Source organism: Mesorhizobium sp. RCAM 05099, from assembly GCF_059683685.1.
On record NZ_CM185035.1, the window covers coordinates 5,920,312 to 5,936,028 of the forward strand.

18 protein-coding genes and 2 pseudogenes are annotated in these 15,717 nt (G+C 60.3%); 15 read left to right on the plus strand and 5 right to left on the minus strand.

The genetic code is table 11. The annotated features are described in order from the left end of the window. Positions 1 to 10 precede the first annotated feature (10 nt). From AC56QQ_RS29175 to AC56QQ_RS29205, 7 genes are all read left to right on the plus strand, one after another. Positions 11 to 553: a Chromate resistance protein ChrB gene (locus AC56QQ_RS29175; RefSeq protein ID WP_497124292.1), complete on the plus strand. Its 543-nt coding sequence runs from the start codon at positions 11 to 13 to the stop codon at positions 551 to 553. 110 nt (positions 554 to 663) lie between these two features. Then, positions 664 to 1,797 (plus strand): MFS transporter, encoded by a 1,134-nt coding sequence (locus AC56QQ_RS29180; protein WP_497129169.1) that lies wholly within the window; start codon positions 664 to 666, stop codon positions 1,795 to 1,797. 133 nt (positions 1,798 to 1,930) lie between these two features. Next, on the plus strand, positions 1,931 to 2,482 hold the full coding sequence (locus AC56QQ_RS29185; RefSeq protein ID WP_497124293.1) for a phosphatase PAP2 family protein: 552 nt from the start codon (positions 1,931 to 1,933) through the stop codon (positions 2,480 to 2,482). A gap of 66 nt (positions 2,483 to 2,548) precedes the next feature. Continuing rightward, positions 2,549 to 3,289 carry a hypothetical protein gene (locus AC56QQ_RS29190; protein WP_497124294.1) on the plus strand — a complete coding sequence of 247 codons (741 nt, stop codon included), beginning with the start codon at positions 2,549 to 2,551 and terminating at the stop codon, positions 3,287 to 3,289. A 47-nt stretch (positions 3,290 to 3,336) separates the two neighbouring features. Beyond that, the gene (locus AC56QQ_RS29195; protein WP_497124295.1) at positions 3,337 to 5,412 is read left to right on the plus strand and encodes a bifunctional DedA family/phosphatase PAP2 family protein; all 2,076 of its coding nucleotides are present in this window, start codon (positions 3,337 to 3,339) and stop codon (positions 5,410 to 5,412) included. A gap of 319 nt (positions 5,413 to 5,731) precedes the next feature. Next, on the plus strand, positions 5,732 to 6,427 hold the full coding sequence (locus AC56QQ_RS29200; RefSeq protein ID WP_497124296.1) for a diacylglycerol/lipid kinase family protein: 696 nt from the start codon (positions 5,732 to 5,734) through the stop codon (positions 6,425 to 6,427). A gap of 21 nt (positions 6,428 to 6,448) precedes the next feature. Further along, positions 6,449 to 7,333 carry a metallophosphoesterase family protein gene (locus AC56QQ_RS29205; protein ID WP_497124297.1) on the plus strand — a complete coding sequence of 295 codons (885 nt, stop codon included), beginning with the start codon at positions 6,449 to 6,451 and terminating at the stop codon, positions 7,331 to 7,333. 452 nt (positions 7,334 to 7,785) lie between these two features. On the opposite strand, the gene AC56QQ_RS29210 is transcribed toward AC56QQ_RS29205, so the two are convergent. Further along, positions 7,786 to 8,691: a transcriptional regulator GcvA gene (locus AC56QQ_RS29210; protein WP_497124298.1), complete on the minus strand. Its 906-nt coding sequence runs from the start codon at positions 8,689 to 8,691 to the stop codon at positions 7,786 to 7,788. 206 nt (positions 8,692 to 8,897) lie between these two features. Between AC56QQ_RS29210 and AC56QQ_RS29215 the strand changes: the two genes are divergently transcribed. After that, positions 8,898 to 9,038, plus strand: coding sequence for a DUF1127 domain-containing protein (locus AC56QQ_RS29215; protein ID WP_497129171.1), 141 nt, complete (start codon positions 8,898 to 8,900; stop codon positions 9,036 to 9,038). A 45-nt stretch (positions 9,039 to 9,083) separates the two neighbouring features. Here the strand turns inward: AC56QQ_RS29215 and AC56QQ_RS29220 are convergent. The 3 genes and pseudogenes from AC56QQ_RS29220 to AC56QQ_RS29230 all read right to left on the minus strand — a co-directional run. Continuing rightward, positions 9,084 to 9,545: pseudogene (locus tag AC56QQ_RS29220) on the minus strand (urease accessory protein UreH domain-containing protein); the annotation flags it as partial. A gap of 1 nt (position 9,546) precedes the next feature. After that, positions 9,547 to 9,824 (minus strand): annotated as a pseudogene (locus AC56QQ_RS29225) (MFS transporter); the annotation flags it as partial. Positions 9,825 to 10,003: 179 nt separating this feature from the next. Further along, positions 10,004 to 10,243 carry a hypothetical protein gene (locus tag AC56QQ_RS29230; protein ID WP_497124299.1) on the minus strand — a complete coding sequence of 80 codons (240 nt, stop codon included), beginning with the start codon at positions 10,241 to 10,243 and terminating at the stop codon, positions 10,004 to 10,006. A gap of 162 nt (positions 10,244 to 10,405) precedes the next feature. Between AC56QQ_RS29230 and AC56QQ_RS29235 the strand changes: the two genes are divergently transcribed. Both AC56QQ_RS29235 and AC56QQ_RS29240 read left to right on the plus strand, forming a co-directional pair. Next, complete coding sequence (locus AC56QQ_RS29235; RefSeq protein ID WP_497124300.1) at positions 10,406 to 10,606, plus strand: hypothetical protein; 201 nt, start codon at positions 10,406 to 10,408, stop codon at positions 10,604 to 10,606. Continuing rightward, positions 10,603 to 10,812 (plus strand): hypothetical protein, encoded by a 210-nt coding sequence (locus AC56QQ_RS29240; protein WP_497124301.1) that lies wholly within the window; start codon positions 10,603 to 10,605, stop codon positions 10,810 to 10,812. The genes AC56QQ_RS29235 and AC56QQ_RS29240 overlap by 4 nt, the downstream gene beginning before the upstream one ends. Before the next feature lie 49 nt (positions 10,813 to 10,861). On the opposite strand, the gene AC56QQ_RS29245 is transcribed toward AC56QQ_RS29240, so the two are convergent. Beyond that, positions 10,862 to 11,479 (minus strand): methyltransferase family protein, encoded by a 618-nt coding sequence (locus AC56QQ_RS29245; protein ID WP_497124302.1) that lies wholly within the window; start codon positions 11,477 to 11,479, stop codon positions 10,862 to 10,864. 247 nt (positions 11,480 to 11,726) lie between these two features. Between AC56QQ_RS29245 and AC56QQ_RS29250 the strand changes: the two genes are divergently transcribed. The 5 genes from AC56QQ_RS29250 (at position 11,727) to AC56QQ_RS29270 (ending at position 15,625) form a co-directional block, all read left to right on the plus strand. After that, the gene (locus tag AC56QQ_RS29250; RefSeq protein WP_497124303.1) at positions 11,727 to 11,984 is read left to right on the plus strand and encodes a hypothetical protein; all 258 of its coding nucleotides are present in this window, start codon (positions 11,727 to 11,729) and stop codon (positions 11,982 to 11,984) included. A gap of 37 nt (positions 11,985 to 12,021) precedes the next feature. Continuing rightward, on the plus strand, positions 12,022 to 12,822 hold the full coding sequence (locus AC56QQ_RS29255; RefSeq protein WP_497124304.1) for a COG4705 family protein: 801 nt from the start codon (positions 12,022 to 12,024) through the stop codon (positions 12,820 to 12,822). Positions 12,823 to 12,949: 127 nt separating this feature from the next. Continuing rightward, on the plus strand, positions 12,950 to 13,459 hold the full coding sequence (locus AC56QQ_RS29260) for a cytochrome b (RefSeq protein WP_497124305.1): 510 nt from the start codon (positions 12,950 to 12,952) through the stop codon (positions 13,457 to 13,459). Between the two features lie 116 nt (positions 13,460 to 13,575). After that, positions 13,576 to 14,253, plus strand: a complete 678-nt coding sequence (locus tag AC56QQ_RS29265; protein ID WP_497124306.1) for a winged helix-turn-helix domain-containing protein — start codon at positions 13,576 to 13,578, stop codon at positions 14,251 to 14,253. Next, the gene (locus AC56QQ_RS29270; RefSeq protein WP_497124307.1) at positions 14,240 to 15,625 is read left to right on the plus strand and encodes a sensor histidine kinase; all 1,386 of its coding nucleotides are present in this window, start codon (positions 14,240 to 14,242) and stop codon (positions 15,623 to 15,625) included. The genes AC56QQ_RS29265 and AC56QQ_RS29270 overlap by 14 nt, the downstream gene beginning before the upstream one ends. The last annotated feature ends 92 nt before the right edge of the window (positions 15,626 to 15,717 follow it).

Here is a 15,717-nt window from a genome sequence, read left to right on the forward strand (position 1 = left end):
AGTTGAAGCAATGGTTGTTCCTACCTGGCTTCTTCTCACTTACAAAGTGCCGCCGGAGCCGGCCACAAAGCGCGTTGCCCTGTGGCGGCGGCTAAAGAGCATGGGCGCGATCTATCTACAGAACGGCGTGTGCCTGCTGCCGAAGACCGACGATCACGTCCGCCGGTTGAAGATGCTTGAGAACGACGTTTCCGAGATGGGTGGCGAATCCGTCATCTTGGAGACCATCGCCCTCGACCGGGCCCAAGAAGACAAAGTGGTGTCCCGCTTCAAAGCCGATCGTGACGACCAGTACCGTGAGTTCCTCGGTCGGTGTGCCGATTTCGAAACCGAGATCGCCAAGGAGATCTCGATCAACAAATTCACCTACGCCGAGCTCGAAGAGGAGGACACCGATCTGAAGAAGCTCCAGGGCTGGCTGGCGAAGATCAAAAAGCTCGATTTCTACGACGCAACCTTGGCCAGCGAAGCCACCGAGCGGCTAAGAGGCTGCGAGGTGCTGCTCGACAGCTATGCTCAGCGTGTTTTCGACGCCCATGACGAGAACCGATGAGGACATCGGCTGTGACGACGGGATTCGAAACGCACAGAACTTCAAGGCGCAAGGCGATCTGGCGAGAAATCCCGGTAGGAATATGGGCGCTCGGTTTCGTCTCACTTCTGATGGACGTCTCCTCGGAGATGATCCATGGGCTGCTCCCCGTCTACATGGTCACAGTACTCGGCACCTCTGCCCTCACCGTCGGCATGATCGAGGGCGTCGCCGAAGCGACGGCCTCGATCACCAAGGTGTTCTCGGGAGCGCTGAGCGATTGGCTCGGCAAGCGCAAGCTTCTAGCGGCACTCGGGTATGGTCTGGCGGCCTTCACGAAGCCGATCTTTCCGCTCGCTCCTTCGGTCGGATGGCTGATCGCGGCGCGCTTCATCGATCGTATTGGCAAGGGCATCCGGGGTGCACCGCGCGATGCCCTCGTCGCCGATATCAGCCCGGCTCATTTGCGCGGCGCGAGCTTCGGCCTGCGCCAATCCCTCGACACAATCGGTGCGTTCTTCGGTCCGCTGCTCGCCATCGCCCTGATGTGGCTGACCGCCAATCAGTTCTCAGCGGTGTTCTGGATTGCGGTCATTCCGGGCTTCCTCTCCTTCGTCCTGATCCTTGTTGCGGTCCGGGAACCAAAACGACCCGAAGGCTTACGTCGGATTCGCATGCCCTTCAGCCGCAGCGAACTCGGCCGCCTCGGCGCGGCATATTGGTGGGTAGTGGCCGTCGCGGCCGTCTTCACCCTGGCGCGCTTCAGCGAGGCCTTTCTGGTGCTGCGCGCGCAGTCGATCGGCCTGCCGCTGATGCTGGTTCCGGCTGTGCTGGTGATAATGAACATTGCGTACGCGATTTCCGCCTATCCCGTTGGTGTTCTGTCTGATCGCATAGACCGCGTGACGGTTCTGACTATTGGGCTGTTTCTGCTCCTCGCAGCCGATCTGGTTCTCGCATTCGCGCCGGGGGCGATCGGGCTTGGCCTCGGAGTGATCCTCTGGGGACTGCACATGGGTTTCACTCAAGGGCTGCTGGCTGCGCTCATCGCAGATACGGCGCCGCCGGAACTGCGCGGAACGGCCTTCGGAATGTACAATCTCATCAGCGGGTTCGCGCTCCTCGTTGCCAGCGTGATCGCGGGGGCTTTCTGGGATGCGGTAGGGCCGCAAGCTACGTTCCTCGCAGGCGCTGTCTTCACTGTGCTTACCTTGATCGGCCTGCTTCCTGTTCGAGCACGATTGGGCAGACGGGGGCGCTCATGAGAATGGGCTGTATCCCGATTTCTAAGGTGCGGATCACGGCATCCTTAGGCTTTGAAGGACCGCAAAGTCACCCGCAAATGAGCCTCAAGACGAGGGGCATAGGGTCGAGGATCACTTTCGAGATGGAGTATTGATGGAAAATCTGGATGCGCACCTCACGGGCTGGATCAATGCCCTTTCAGGGCACAACCATCTGATCGATCTGTTCATGGTCGCCGTCACACAGGCGGGCGTTCCCTTGTTGGTCCTCGCCGTTGTCGCGTCTTGGTGGTGGGGTGGCAAGGTTCGATCAGAGAGGCACGTTGCGGTCGCCTGTGCCCTGTCGTTCCTGCTCGGATTGGCTCTCAACCAGATCATTCTGCTCCTCGCCCATCGCATGCGCCCCTATGACGCCGGTGTTTCACACCTCCTGATAGCGCGCAGCGCCGATCCGTCGTTTCCATCGGATCACGCCACCGCCAGCTTTGCCATCGTCTTCAGCTATGTGTTCAACGCTCGTATTCGCAAGGCGCTGTGGTTCTTCGCTGCCGCCCTGCTCCTTGTGATTTCCCGTGTCTATGTAGGGACCCATTATGTCGGCGACATCCTGGGCGGTATCGCGACCGCGCTTGTCGCTGCCGGACTGGTCCGGATCGCTTACCGGGAGGGCACCCGCATCGATCGATGGGTGACCGGAATTCTCTAAATGAGTGTCAGCGAAATTAGCAATGTCATGGCAAAGGCCGCGGCTCAAAGTTGAGAAGGCCCAAAAATGTCGCACGAATCCTTTTCACGGAACCTGTTTAATCGCTCCAGCGTGCTTGGCCGTATCTTTGCGCTACTGATCCCGTCGCTCGTGACGCCGGTTGCCACCAGTGCCGCTCTCGAAACGACGTCGTCGGGACTCGCAGATGCGACGGTGCTGATCATACGCCATGCCGAAAAGCCTGATAGCGGGACGGGACTATCACCTGCCGGGGAGGCACGCGCACAGGCCTATGTCGCTTATTTTCAGCATCTCATGCTCAATGGTGTCGCGTTTCGCCCCGACACGCTGATAGCGACCGCCGATTCCCCAAACAGTGCGCGCGAGCGTCTAACGCTGACGCCCTTGAGCCAGGCGCTTGGAATTCCCATCGATCTGAGATTCAGCAACAAGGACCTCGCAGGCCTTGTTCATGCGTTGACGAGCGAAGCCCACGGAAAGTCCGTGCTCATTGCCTGGCATCACGGCACATTGCCACAGATAATAGAAGCGTTGGGTGGTGACCCTCACGCGCTGTTGCCCGACGGTTACTGGCCTGACAACGTTTTCGACGCTGTCGTTGTGCTTCGCTACGACCATAGCGGGAAATTCATTGCCGGCTCCGAGCAGCTCATTCACGAAGATTTCGCAAATCCGCCGGGGCTGATCAGTGGTGCAAACTCCCAAGGAACACCTCCGCCGTCAAAAGCATCCGCCGCAGTGGTGCCCGACTCCGTAGATCGTCCCGGCAGCAATCGGACAGGGTGAAAAGAACAATGTGGCTCCGGATTTTCGGTCAGAATGAGGGACCATGAATGTCCTTTTTCTCGGCGCTCACAGACTACATCGCTTCGCACCCACATCTCGCGTATGCGGCGATCTTTCTGCTGGCTCTGTCGGAATCCGTTCCGGTCATCGGCGCAGTCGTTCCTGGAACGGCGGTCATCGTCGGACTTGCGGCACTTGTCCCGAGCGGCGTGCTGACGCTCTGGCCGATGTTGATCTCAGCCTTTTTGGGCGCGATTGTCGGCGACGGCCTGTCTTTCTGGCTTGGCCATCGCTACCACCGTGAAATCCTGCTGCGGTGGCCGTTGAACCGGTATCCCGAACTCATCGCGCGCAGCGAAGCGTTCTTCGAACGGCACGGCGGCAAAAGCGTCTTTCTGGCGCGGTTCACGCCGGGTGTCCGTGCTTTCATCCCGCTCGTGGCAGGCATGTTGCGAATGCCGGCCCGCCGGTTTTACTACGCCAACGTCTTTTCGGCGCTTGTTTGGGCGCCGTCGCACATCCTGCCTGGCGTGTTCGTCGGGGCATATTTCAGCGTTGCAGGCGCTGCCGCAGGCCGGCTGGCAGTGCTCCTTGTCGCGCTGATTATTATCCTGTGGGTCATCGTTTGGGTTGTGCGTCACACGGTACGCCGGGGTATTCCCATCCTTCTGGCCAATCTGGAGCGGCTGCGAGGCTGGGCGGGTGCCCGCGATACCTGGACGAGCCGTCAAATCCGCTCCTTGCTCGATCCGGCCCAGACGGAAACGAAGATCCTCGCGGCGCTGGCACTGCTGCTCGCCGCCGCCGCCTGGACCTTCTTCGGCATCCTCGAGGATGTCGTCAGCGGCGATCCGTTGGTACGCACCGATGCCGCCGTCTTTCGCATCCTTCAAGACCTGCGAACGCCGTGGGGCGATTCCTTGATGGTGGGATTCACGGAACTCGGCGACACCTTAGTGGTGACCGCGATTGCCGTCCTCGTCTTCCTGTGGCTGGCCTGGAAGCGCGCCTGGCGCACCGCCGCTTACTGGGCGGCGGCCATTGGCGGAGCCGCGGCCATCAACACGGGCGTCAAGGTGGCGCTTCATCGTGCGCGTCCCACCGAGAACCTCTATTCCGGTTGGAGCGATTTTTCCTTTCCCAGCGGCCACAGCACCGAGAACGCCGTCATGTATGGCTTCCTGGCCTTCCTGATCGCTCGGCGCGTCCGACCGGCTTGGGGTCTCCCAGTAGCCCTCGCGGCGGCCATTTTCGTGGCTCTGATCGCCTTCTCCCGGCTCTACCTTGGTGCCCATTGGTTTTCCGACGTAGCGGGCGGACTGGCGTTCGCGACGGCATGGCTGGCCCTACTTTGCATAGCCTATTTGCATCATCAACCGTCCGAAAAGGGCGCCGGAGGCCTCTTGGCCGTGGCTTGCGCAGGCCTGGTCCTCGCAGGCGGTGCCAATGTTTATCGCCGTCACGCTGCGGACATGGAGCGTTACGCAGTCCAATACGAGGCGCCGTCGATCCTCGCGGCCGAATGGTGGACGCAGGATTGGCAGCAATTGCCCGTGCAGCGAATCGATCTCGCAGGCGAGGCCGAGGAACCGTTGACCTTCCAATGGGCAGGCAGCCTCGAACGCCTCGAAGCAGATCTGGCGCAAAAGGGCTGGCGCTCGCCAGCTCCATGGACTTTGGCCGGCGCTCTCGCGTGGTTCACGCCGCGCCCCAGTCCGATGGACCTTCCAACGTCGCCCTATATGGAACGCGGGCGCTTGCCGAGCCTCACGCTGGTCCATCCGCGCGGCGAGTTGGGCGGGACCGGTTCGCGCTTCGTGCTCCGCATGTGGGCGACCGACATTGACGTACGCAACGGCCACCTGACGGAACTCTGGATCGGGTCCGTTGTCGAGGAACAGCTGGGTAGTCGCTTCCCCCTGTTCACGGTGGCGCAGGCGCAGCCCGACGCGAACGGACCCCGCGACCTTCTTGCTGCGTCTCTCCACGCCGGCCGCCTGGTGACCCGGCCCGATCATAGTTCGACCCCAGTTTGGGATGGTCAGGTTTTGCTGGTCCGTGACGGAAGTATTCCGGCCAATCCAGGAACTGGAGCTTTGCAGGAAGGGTTTGCCAGCCGCTAACCCAGAGGACCCCTGGAGGTGACGCCACGCAATTATCAGATGCATGAGTAGCAGATACCAGTTTCACCCCTTCGCAAGTGGCACATATGACAGTTTTGGTTCTCCTCAATGCAGGGGCTGGCTCGATCAAGGGCGCAGACAGCGGTGACCTGGAAAACCGCCTTCGTAATGGATTCTAGCGCGAGGGATCGAGACCGAGGTGCGCCTTGCGGAGGGCCGCGAAATCGCGGAGATGGCGCGTTAGTTCGCAGCCTCGAAGTCTCCTGGCAAGAAGTCGCGGACGCTCGTCGTCGGTGGCGGTGATGGCACTCTCGGTTCCGTGGCTTCGGCAATTACAGGGACGAATGTTGTGCTTGGCGTCCTGCCGCTAGGCACCCTCAATCATTTCGCCAGGGATATCGGTTTGCCAAACGATCTGGAGGCGGCCATGGACGTCATCGCGGCGGGCCACGTGCAGAAAATCGATGTTGCGGAGGTGAACGGCCGGGTCTTCCTCAATAACTCGTCCATCGGCATCTATCCGTTTCTTGTCGCCGAACGATCCGCAGAGCAAAAGCGGATAGGGGTGGGAAAGCTTGCTGCTCTCGGCCCGGCGCTTCTCCTGACGCTCAAGGCATCATCCTGGCAAAGGGTCAGAATCTCAATCGACGACAAAGGGCGAGAACAGCGGACCCTCTGCGTGTTCGTTGGCAACAATTTCTACGATTTGAGCAAGCTCGGCCACCGCAGCAGCCTTGTGTCCGGGGAACTGTGCGTCTACGTCGTGAAGCAGCAGTCCTGGCTTGGACTTGCGCTGCTACCCTTCAAGGTCGCCTTCGGTTTGATCGACCCAGTCCACGATGTGGAACTATTCCGGGTGCAAAGTCTTGAGATCAGGGCGCGCCGACGACACATGCGAATTGCGATGGACGGTGAAACCGTCGAGGCGACAACTCCGGTGCATTATCGGATACGGCCTGGTGCACTGCGGGTTCTCGCACCCGTCTTGACGAAGGCCACCTCTCGAAACGCCTGATGCTGGTGAGGTCTCGGCTTGATGAAGACGATTGCCCATCTTTCCGACCTGCATTTTGGTAGGATTGACCAGGCAGTATCCGATGCACTCGCTGCCGAGGTTCGCGCAGCCGACCCTGATATTGTTGTCGTCTCGGGAGACATGACGCAGCGCGCTCGCAAGAAAGAATTCGTGCAGGCACGGGCATTTCTCGACACATTGCCATACCCGCAGCTCGTCGTGCCAGGTAACCATGATGTCCCGCTCTACAACCTGTTCGCGCGCGCCTTCACGCCGCTGTCGCGTTACAAGCGCTATATCACGGCGGATACCGACCCGTTCTATGCCGATCCGGAGTTGGCCGTCGCTGGGATAAACACCGCTCGGTCGTTAACGATCAAGGGAGGCCGTATCAACGGCGAGCAGCTCGCGTGGGTGAGACGAAGTTTTGCCGATCAGCCGGATGAGACGACACGGATCGTGGTGACACACCATCCCTTCGAAGGGGCCAGTGCGAATGACGACGACGGTATCGTAGGGCGGGCGAGGATGGCGATGGGAGTATTTTCACAAAGCCGCGTCGATGTGATCCTGTCGGGGCATCTGCATCTGAACCGCATGGGTTCGAGTGCGGTCCGATACGATATCGAGGGCTATTCCGCCTTGCTGATCCAAGCAGGCACGGCGATTTCCTCGCGCCGCCGGCAAGAAGCAAATTCTTTCAATCTCATTCGCATCGAGCGGCCAGAAATCCATCTGGAATGTCGGGCATGGGACCCCGACGAGGTGAGATTCGTCAGATCGACGAGCAAAAGCTTCCGGCTCGGACGGTTAGGCTGGGCGCCAACAGGCGGGACAACTATCCCTACGCTCGTACAAAACGCTGACGACGCGATTGTACGGGCCGACGATCGGAAACACGGATAGTTACAGCGGTCGGCGGCTAATGATGGCTATGACGGCGAACATCATCGCGGGTCTGGCAGGCACCGCCGGGCAAAAGGCGCCCCAAGAGACCAATCAGCGGCGCAATCGCAGGAACGAAAATGGAAGAGAAGGAGAACTTTCGTGTGCAGTTTTTGCACCCGATTCTGCCGCCCAAACGGAATGACCCTTGGCTATATCGAAGTTCTCAATGCACACATAGTGCACACGAAAGCGGTTGGTTTAGTGCCACTTCCAGAGCAGCCAGCGACGCCACACAATGCTTGAAGCTAGATTGTCGACTGGGCCCTAGATAGGAGACAAGAGACCAGAGAGAGGATCGCCCTCCCCGCCTTGAAAAGTAGCCCTACCGGAAGGAATCACCCTGGGGATCCAGCGGGAGCTCAATTGCGAGGGGCGACCGCTTGACAATCGTGATCTGGGAGGCGCTGGACCTATGGACCGAGCGTGTTGAGGCGGCGCACATCATCGGCGGTCTCAGCCAACAGCCAGTCGCGGAATGTCGTGATTTTGGGGAGCATCGACGTCGCCTTGGGGCAGACGATCCAGTAGGTCTTGGACAATCGCAGCGACGTGGCGAACGGTCTTACGAGGCGCCCGTTGATGAGGTCCCAAGCCGCGAGCGTGGTGCGGGCGAGTGCGACGCCCTGGCCGTCGACCGCGGCGTCTATGACCATGCTGGCGCGGTTCAAGACCGGTCCGTGGGAGGGTTCGGCATCGACCACGCCAGCGGCCTCGAGCCATTCCGACCAGTCCTTTCGGTCATCAAGATGCAGCAACGGAAATTTCAGCACATCGGACGGCTCGCGCAACCGCTGGTGAAGTTTGGGACTGCAAACCGCAAACAGTTGCTCGGAGCACAGGCGGACAACATCATGCCCCGCCCAGTTGCCATCACCATGCCGCACGGCAAGATCGACGTCCTCTCTAGCGAAGTCGACGTGATGCATGGTTGCGGAAATCCTGAGATCGATGTCCGGATGCGTCTCGGCAAACCTGCCAAGGCGGTTTACCAACCACTTGGCGGCAAAGTCGGGCGACGTGCTGACCGTCAGCGCTCCGGCCCGAGATAGATGCTGGATGCGTTGCGTGCCGAGAGCTATACGGTCGAACGCATCGCGCACCACCTCCAGATAGGAGAGGCCGGCCCGCGTGATGCTCAGCTTTTGACGTTCGCGATCGAACAGCCTGATGCCCAATTCGAGCTCGAGCGCCTTCACCTGATGGCTCACCGCGCCCTGCGTCACGGAAAGTTCGTCCGCCGCCCTGGTGAAGCTCTCGTGGCGCGCCGCCGCCTCGAAGGCTTTGAGGGCGTTGAGCGATGGCAGTCGGCGGGCCAATTTCGCACCATGTCATGAGAAAAATTGGGCCAAGCACGAGAAACCATGCTTTGCGCCCGTTTGCAGATTGGAGCACTTCCGCACCACACGTCAACCAGCGCACTGCGGAAGGATGAGAAGTGTTGAACCCCTTGCTGACTGAGACGCCGAGGCGTTCATCGCCACAGGCAACTTCCCATCGCGTCATGGAAAATTTAGTGCACTCGATGGCATCGGTGGCGCGCTGGATCGAATTCCATCGCCAACGGGAACAACTGGCCGAACTCGAAGACCATGAGTTGGCAGACTTGGGTCTGAGCCCTGCACAGGTTCGGAAGGAATGTGCAAAGTGGCCGTGGCAGGCCTAGTTCACGACTGAGGACGACATCCTCACGAGTAGCGCGCTACACACCGCGTTCGCGCAGTAGGATCGACAAAATTGCGACGGCCGATAGCGTGATCGCCACGCCAATCATCATCGCGCCGGCGAACAGGATGCCGGCCGCTGGCACGCCGCGCGCGATCGCAAACGTCATGACAAACAGTGTGAGTGGACAAGGAATCAGTCCGGCCATAACTCCCACCGCTTCGCCTTCGTGCTTGTGATGATGCCCATGGCTGAATGCCCGCCACAGCATCCATAGGCCGATCAACCCAAGCAGTCCGCGGCTGATGTCTTCCAGCAGAGGAGCGCGGCCAACGCTCCCCAGGGCGATTGAGACAAGCGGCAAGGAAAGGACCGCAATCAGAACCGCTGTTGTCATATGGGTGATCGACAGGGTTGTCGATACGAGGAGGCCGCGAGAAACCTTTGCGTCCGAACCCGCCAGATACGTGGCCAGGACCGCCTTGCTGTGTCCTGGTGTCAGCGCATGCGCTCGCAGCTGCGGCGCGCTCACTCGGCGTCACCACCGCCATCACGTAAGAGGTGCGGGTCGGTACGTCCATCTGCGACAAAGCACTCCTGATCAATAGAAGGACGATGACCGGACCGAGCTCAACATGAAAGGGATGAGAAGCAGGCAAAGGCTCGACGGCAGATGCGTGAACACCATGGTGTTCACCAGCCCGATCCGTTTGGCCATTTGCACGGCGACCAGATAGGAAATTGCCGAGAGGACGCCCGTGCAGAAGAAGATCGCGCCCGTTGCTGCCGAATCGACCGTACCGGGCCGGGGGAGGGCCCATTCCATCACGAGGCATACAGCGCCTTCGCGATCGGCCATGGTTCTTAAAACAGCACCGGAGCGCGTTAACGGCGAGATCTGTCTCGACCCGCGTCACGCAACCCGATTTGAGCGAACGCTTCAAGTCGCGTAAAGTCTTCGCCGGCCTAGTGGTGGCGGTGGCCTTCCGGCTCAACCATCTTGAACGGCAGCATCAGTTCCCTGCCCTTCGCGGTCAGGAGCAGCCTTGCCTCGAATTCGTGCGGCTCGGCCGGTGCCATGGAACTTTCAAGGCGATGGTGATCGCCGGCAACCGATGCGAGCGCAAGCGTCTCCGGTCCTTCGGGCCGGTCAATGATCACGGTCGCGCCGAGATCGTCGGCATGGCGCTCAATGGTGAGGCGCATGCGCGCTCCTGCGGCGGTGTCCACGATCTCGAGCGTCCCCGTGGCCAGGTCGCAAACGACCTTGAACGGATCGGGGGCATGGTGGGCATGGCCACCGCCCGCTGGCGCCGGTCCGCTGTCACCTCCAGGCGGACGTTTGCATCCGAAAGCGCCGGCAAGTGATTGAACAGTTCGCCCCTCAAGGCTTCGGTGATTGCGACCGAGTCCTTCGCGCTCGCGCTGTCCGCCACGACGATGGCCATGTCGGCATGCAGGCGGTGGCCGATCCAGCGCGCCTGTATCTTCGCTGTCGTTGCGCTGGCGTCCTTTGCCATCGTCCGCTGGCTGCGCAGCACCTATCCCGCCGGAGGGCTCGCCCGATGAACATTGTCCGTCTTGTCGTCAAGGAACTCGTCGGCATGTTCATCGATGACGGCAATCTGGCCTTGCTCGCGCTGATCCTTGTTGCAGCGTTAACAGCGTCGGTAAAATTTCTCGCAATGCCGCCATTGCTTGGCGGCATCCTGCTGCTGGTGGGCTGCCTCGCCATCCTGATCCACAGCGTTCGCCGCGCGGCGCGCGGACGCTAGACCATGATCCCGCGATCCGCGTACGCGAAAAGGCGGAATCCGGCTCTACTCAATAGAGGGTGAACAACGTCGGTAGAATGCCGCTAGCCCTGAAATACTCGATCGCTTCGATCGCCGGGAAGGCGGCGAGGAAATAGAGCCCATCAAAGAATGTTCGCTTCAACGCGTGCGTCGAGAACCGCCATTCGGCCTGGTCGCGAAACAGAAACGGGTTCGGCCAGAATCGCGGCGTCCGCTCTGCATAGCCACGATAGGCGGGGCCGAATTTTCCCAGGAGATATTCGGCTTCCTTGCGCGCCGTCACCCGGAAGACGATGATGCTGGCCAGACCCAGTGCCATGGCAGCCAGCAAGGATCCGTACATCAATCCGATGCCCGCCGCGCCGAGCGTGGAGAAGAAATAGAGCGGGTTCTGGGTCATCGAGTATGGCCCCATGGAAATCAGCTCGTCGTTCTTTTTGCCGCCGACGTAGAGAATGCTCCAGAGCCGGCTGCCGACGCAGATCAGGATGAGGATGAAGCCGAGCAGTTCGATGTGCTCGTGTCCCTCCGATCCCTCGGTCAGGCCCGGCTTTCCAAACAGCAGCAGGGCTATGGCCACGACCGCCGCGATCCGTACGACAATCAGGCGTTTGCGTTGGTCGCGCCTTTGGGTTGAGAGAGACATAAACCATTGCGTTCGTGACTCCGGCAAGCCTGTGGAATTTGGCAAGAGCCCGCCCACTACTCTTTCTGCCTGTTCATGGCGAGGTCATGGCGAGGCATTTGTGGCTTTCGCGCCCTTTCTTACGAAAATGTAAGCCACCGGACAGATGCCGGCGAATTTGCGTCCCTATCGTCCCTGCTGCCGGTCGACTTGGCCGGAAATCGATCGACGCTGCCGGTAGACCGGCGCCAAAGAAGGAAAATGCCCCATGAACAAACTCGTTCTCGCCCTCGCGCTCGCAGCACTTGCCATCGCCAACCCGATTGCATCCGCCTCTGCCGCACCAGCGCCTTGCGAAGAGACGCTCAAGACCCTGCGCGCCGCCGAAGCTGAAGCGAAACTCGGCGATACGGACAAGACCAAGGTTTCCGAGCTGGAGACCAAGGGCATCGAGCGCTGCAACGCCGACGACGACAAGCGCGCCGACGACTTCTTCGCTCAGGCCATGAAAATCCTGGGCAAGTAAGTCCACCCTACCTCCCCATCAACGACAGGATACAGCCATGCTCTCGCCAGCCGCTCAACGTTTCGCGCCTGCTCTTAACCGGGTTCCCGATGTCACCGTCGATTTCTGGCTGATCAAGCTCTTGGCGGTGACCATGGGCGAGACGGCGGCTGACTATCTTGCTGTCAATCTCGGCCTTGGTTTGACGGTGACGTCACTGATCATGACCGGCATTCTGGTTGTCGCACTCATCCTGCAGTTTGCCCAGAAACGCTACGTGCCATGGGCCTACTGGCTTGCGGTGGTGCTGATCAGCATCGTCGGCACCCTGGTCACCGATAACCTTGTCGACAATTTCGGCGTGCGGCTTGAAACGACGACGATTGCGTTCAGCGTTGTGCTCGCCGCGACCTTCGCGGTCTGGTATGCCAGCGAAAGAACGCTGTCGATCCACACCATCTTCACAACAAGGCGTGAGATCTTCTACTGGCTGGCGATCCTTTTCACCTTCTCGCTGGGCACCGCGGCGGGCGACCTGATCGCGGAAAGCTTCGACGTGGGCTACCTCACCGCCGGCCTGTTGTTCGGCGGCGTCATCGCACTCATCGCCTTTGCCTATTATGTTCTCAAGCTGGACGGCATTCTTGCCTTTTGGCTCGCCTACATTCTGACGCGGCCGCTCGGCGCCTCATTCGGCGACTTGCTCTCGCAACCGGTTGAATATGGAGGCTTGGGCTTTGGCACGACCTTGACCAGCATCCTCTTCCTTGGCTGCATCGCCGCGCTTGTTCTTTACATGACGCTGAAGAGAGACGTCGACCAGACCGACGAAATCCTGCTTCAATCGGAACAAGAATGAAGCGGCTGCATGATGCGACAAGGAACACCGCGGACAGGATCGCATAGCGAAGCTGCCGACACCCCGATCAATCCCTTGGCCTAGCATCGCGATCAGCAGCTATCGCCAGCCACCCCATGGACAGAAAATGAACTCCGAGAAATTCGGCTATAGCCGTCTCCAGATTGGTCTGCATTGGACGGTAGCAGTGCTTGTCCTGTTTCAGCTCTTGTTTGGAGAAAGCATGACGACGTTTGTTGATGCGGCGGCGGACGGACGCCAGCTGTCGCCATACGAGCAAACCATGGGGTCTGCTCATTACTGGGTTGGCTGGTCGATCCTGGTGCTGGTGTTCGTCCGCTTGGCCGTCCGCCTCTTCGTCGGCGCGCCCGATAGGCAATCGACAATGCCGAAATGGATGGCTTTCACTTCCAGGGCAACGCATGTGCTGTTCTATTGCCTTCTCGTTGCCGTCCCTGTTTCCGGGCTTCTGGCCTTTTATGTCTGGGACTGGATGGGCGATATCCATGCCTGGGCAAAGCCGGTGTTCATCGTCCTGATCGGCCTTCATGCCGGCGCGGCACTTTTCCATCATTTTGTTTTGAAAGACACCGTGCTTCGCAGGATGCTTGTTCCTGCGCGCGATCCGGCCGGATGACACTGTGGGCATGTTCAACGACAACGAGCGACCAGGCGCTGGCCGATATTCTAGGAACGGGTCGCTGCCGGTGCTAGCATGCCACCTTGAAATGTCGGCAACAGACCGGAACGACGATGCGACTTCTCCTTGTTGAGGATGACCCCAGGACCGCCGATTATGTCGTCAAGGGATTGACCGAAGCCGGGCATGTTTGCGACCTGCTGCGCAATGGGCACGACGCGCTCTTTGCGGCGACACGCGACGCCTATGACGTGATCATCGCGGATCGGATGATCCCCGGCCTGGACGGCCTGTCGATGATCAAGGCGGTCCGTGCCGCAGGGGTGAGGACACCGGCGATCTTCTTGACCTCGGTTGGTGGCGTCGACGACCGGGTCGAAGGCCTTGAAGCAGGCGGCGACGATTATCTCGTCAAGCCATTCGCCTTTTCCGAGTTGCTCGCCCGCATCAACGCCCTTGGCCGCCGGCCGGCGGCGCAGGAGCAGAAGACCGCATTGCGGGTCGCCGATCTCGAAATGGACCTGATCATGCGCCGCGTCACCAGGCAGGGTCATACGATCGACCTGCAGCCAAGGGAATTCAGCCTGCTCGAAGTCCTGATGCGCGGCGAAGGGCGGGTCATCACCCGGACCATGTTGCTGGAACGCGTCTGGGACTTCCATTTCGATCCCAAGACCAGCGTGGTCGAGACCCATATCAGCCGGTTAAGGGCCAAGATCGACAAACCGTTTGAAACCCAGCTTATCCATACTGTCCGCAACACCGGCTACAGTCTGCATGCGCCGCTTTAGACCGCGTTTCAGCCTGCTTCGCAGCACGCCTTTCCGGCTCGCATTGACCTTCGCCTTCCTGTTCGTGCTTGCCTTTATCCTGTCGGGTGCCATCGTCTATCAGCTGATGAGCGCCGACCTTGCCGAGCGGCTCGATGAATCCATCAAGGAGACCTATTCCGTGGTGGCGGCAACTTATGCCGAAAGCGACCTGGAGGATCTGCTTGCCACGGTCGACAGCCATGCCGCGCTCTCAACCAAGAAGGAGCAGCTGTTCTCGCTGACCGGTCCGGCCGGCAATCATCTTGCCGGCAACTTTACCGCAGCGGACCTTCCCGACGGCTTCTCGATGTTTGACGCTACCATGCCCGGCGTGCCGGCCGGCACCGTCTACCGGGCCTGGTCCGGTTCGGTTGGCGCAAACAATCTGACGGTCGCGTTCAGCCTTTCCGAGACCGAGGAGCTGGAAACCATCGTGCTGATGAGCTTCGGCTGGGCAACCCTGATCATCACCGGTCTGGCGGTGGCCGGCGGCGCCTTGCTGGCGTCGCGTGTCCAGCGCCGCCTCGATGGAATTGCCGCCACCATGGTGGACGTCTCCCATGGGCGGCTTGATGCCCGCATTCCCCTGGTTGGCAACGGCGACGATATCGACGGTGTCTCCGCCCAGGTCAACGCAGCGCTCGACCGGCTGTCGGCGCTGGTCGAAGGCATGAAGCAGGTCAGCGCCAACATCGCGCATGATTTGAAGACGCCGCTTAACCGCCTGCAGATGATTTTGGAAGCCGCCGCCGACAAGACCGCTTTGGGCGAGGGGGTTTCAGATGATTTGGCGGAAGCGCGCGCGGAGGGTCTTCAGATCAATGAGACTTTCGACGCGCTTCTGCGCATCGCACAGATCGAGGCTGGAGCGCGCAAGGCGCGCTTCATCGATCTGGACGTCAATGGCGTCGTCGAGACCATTGCCGAAATCTATGCGGACGTTGCCGAGGATGACGGAAAGTCGCTGACGGCAAAGATATTTCAAGGCACACAATGCCAGATCCACGGCGATTGGGAATTGTTGACGCAGATGTTCGCCAATCTGGTGGAGAATGCCTTGCGGCATTGCCCGGCAGGCACGGCCATCGAATTGTCGGTGATCCCCAGGGATGACCGCATTTTTGCGAAAGTCGGCGATGACGGCCCTGGCATTCCACTCGAGGAACGCGAAAAAGTATTCCAGCGGCTCTACCGGCTGGACAACAGCCGCTCGACGCCCGGCAGCGGCCTTGGGCTTAGCCTGGTGCGCGCCATAGCCGATCTGCACGGCGCATCCATTGCCCTGGAAGACCGCCATCCCGGCCTCGCGGTGGTCGTCAGTTTTCCGGCTGCCAAGACAGCGACTGGCTAAGCGGCCGCCCTCCAAGCTTACCAATCCGTATGAACCAGGCGACGTGCCCGTAAGCTTGACGCGCGATAGTGAGTGCATTCGCCCTTCAACTC

Excerpts from the sequence above, each read along its gene's own strand:
- AC56QQ_RS29250 (WP_497124303.1), top strand. The coding sequence starts at position 11,727 with ATGAACAAACTCGTTCTCGCCCTCGCGCTCGCAGCACTTGCCATCGCC.
- AC56QQ_RS29255 (WP_497124304.1), top strand. The coding sequence starts at position 12,022 with ATGCTCTCGCCAGCCGCTCAACGTTTCGCGCCTGCTCTTAACCGGGTT.
- AC56QQ_RS29215 (WP_497129171.1), top strand. The coding sequence starts at position 8,898 with ATGGCATCGGTGGCGCGCTGGATCGAATTCCATCGCCAACGGGAACAA.
- AC56QQ_RS29240 (WP_497124301.1), top strand. The coding sequence starts at position 10,603 with ATGAACATTGTCCGTCTTGTCGTCAAGGAACTCGTCGGCATGTTCATC.
- AC56QQ_RS29245 (WP_497124302.1), bottom strand. The coding sequence starts at position 11,479 with ATGTCTCTCTCAACCCAAAGGCGCGACCAACGCAAACGCCTGATTGTC.
- AC56QQ_RS29175 (WP_497124292.1), top strand. The coding sequence starts at position 11 with ATGGTTGTTCCTACCTGGCTTCTTCTCACTTACAAAGTGCCGCCGGAG.
- AC56QQ_RS29260 (WP_497124305.1), top strand. The coding sequence starts at position 12,950 with ATGAACTCCGAGAAATTCGGCTATAGCCGTCTCCAGATTGGTCTGCAT.
- AC56QQ_RS29195 (WP_497124295.1), top strand. The coding sequence starts at position 3,337 with ATGTCCTTTTTCTCGGCGCTCACAGACTACATCGCTTCGCACCCACAT.
- AC56QQ_RS29230 (WP_497124299.1), bottom strand. The coding sequence starts at position 10,243 with ATGCGCCTCACCATTGAGCGCCATGCCGACGATCTCGGCGCGACCGTG.
- AC56QQ_RS29185 (WP_497124293.1), top strand. The coding sequence starts at position 1,931 with ATGGAAAATCTGGATGCGCACCTCACGGGCTGGATCAATGCCCTTTCA.
- AC56QQ_RS29270 (WP_497124307.1), top strand. The coding sequence starts at position 14,240 with ATGCGCCGCTTTAGACCGCGTTTCAGCCTGCTTCGCAGCACGCCTTTC.
- AC56QQ_RS29180 (WP_497129169.1), top strand. The coding sequence starts at position 664 with ATGGACGTCTCCTCGGAGATGATCCATGGGCTGCTCCCCGTCTACATG.
- AC56QQ_RS29190 (WP_497124294.1), top strand. The coding sequence starts at position 2,549 with ATGTCGCACGAATCCTTTTCACGGAACCTGTTTAATCGCTCCAGCGTG.
- AC56QQ_RS29265 (WP_497124306.1), top strand. The coding sequence starts at position 13,576 with ATGCGACTTCTCCTTGTTGAGGATGACCCCAGGACCGCCGATTATGTC.
- AC56QQ_RS29205 (WP_497124297.1), top strand. The coding sequence starts at position 6,449 with ATGAAGACGATTGCCCATCTTTCCGACCTGCATTTTGGTAGGATTGAC.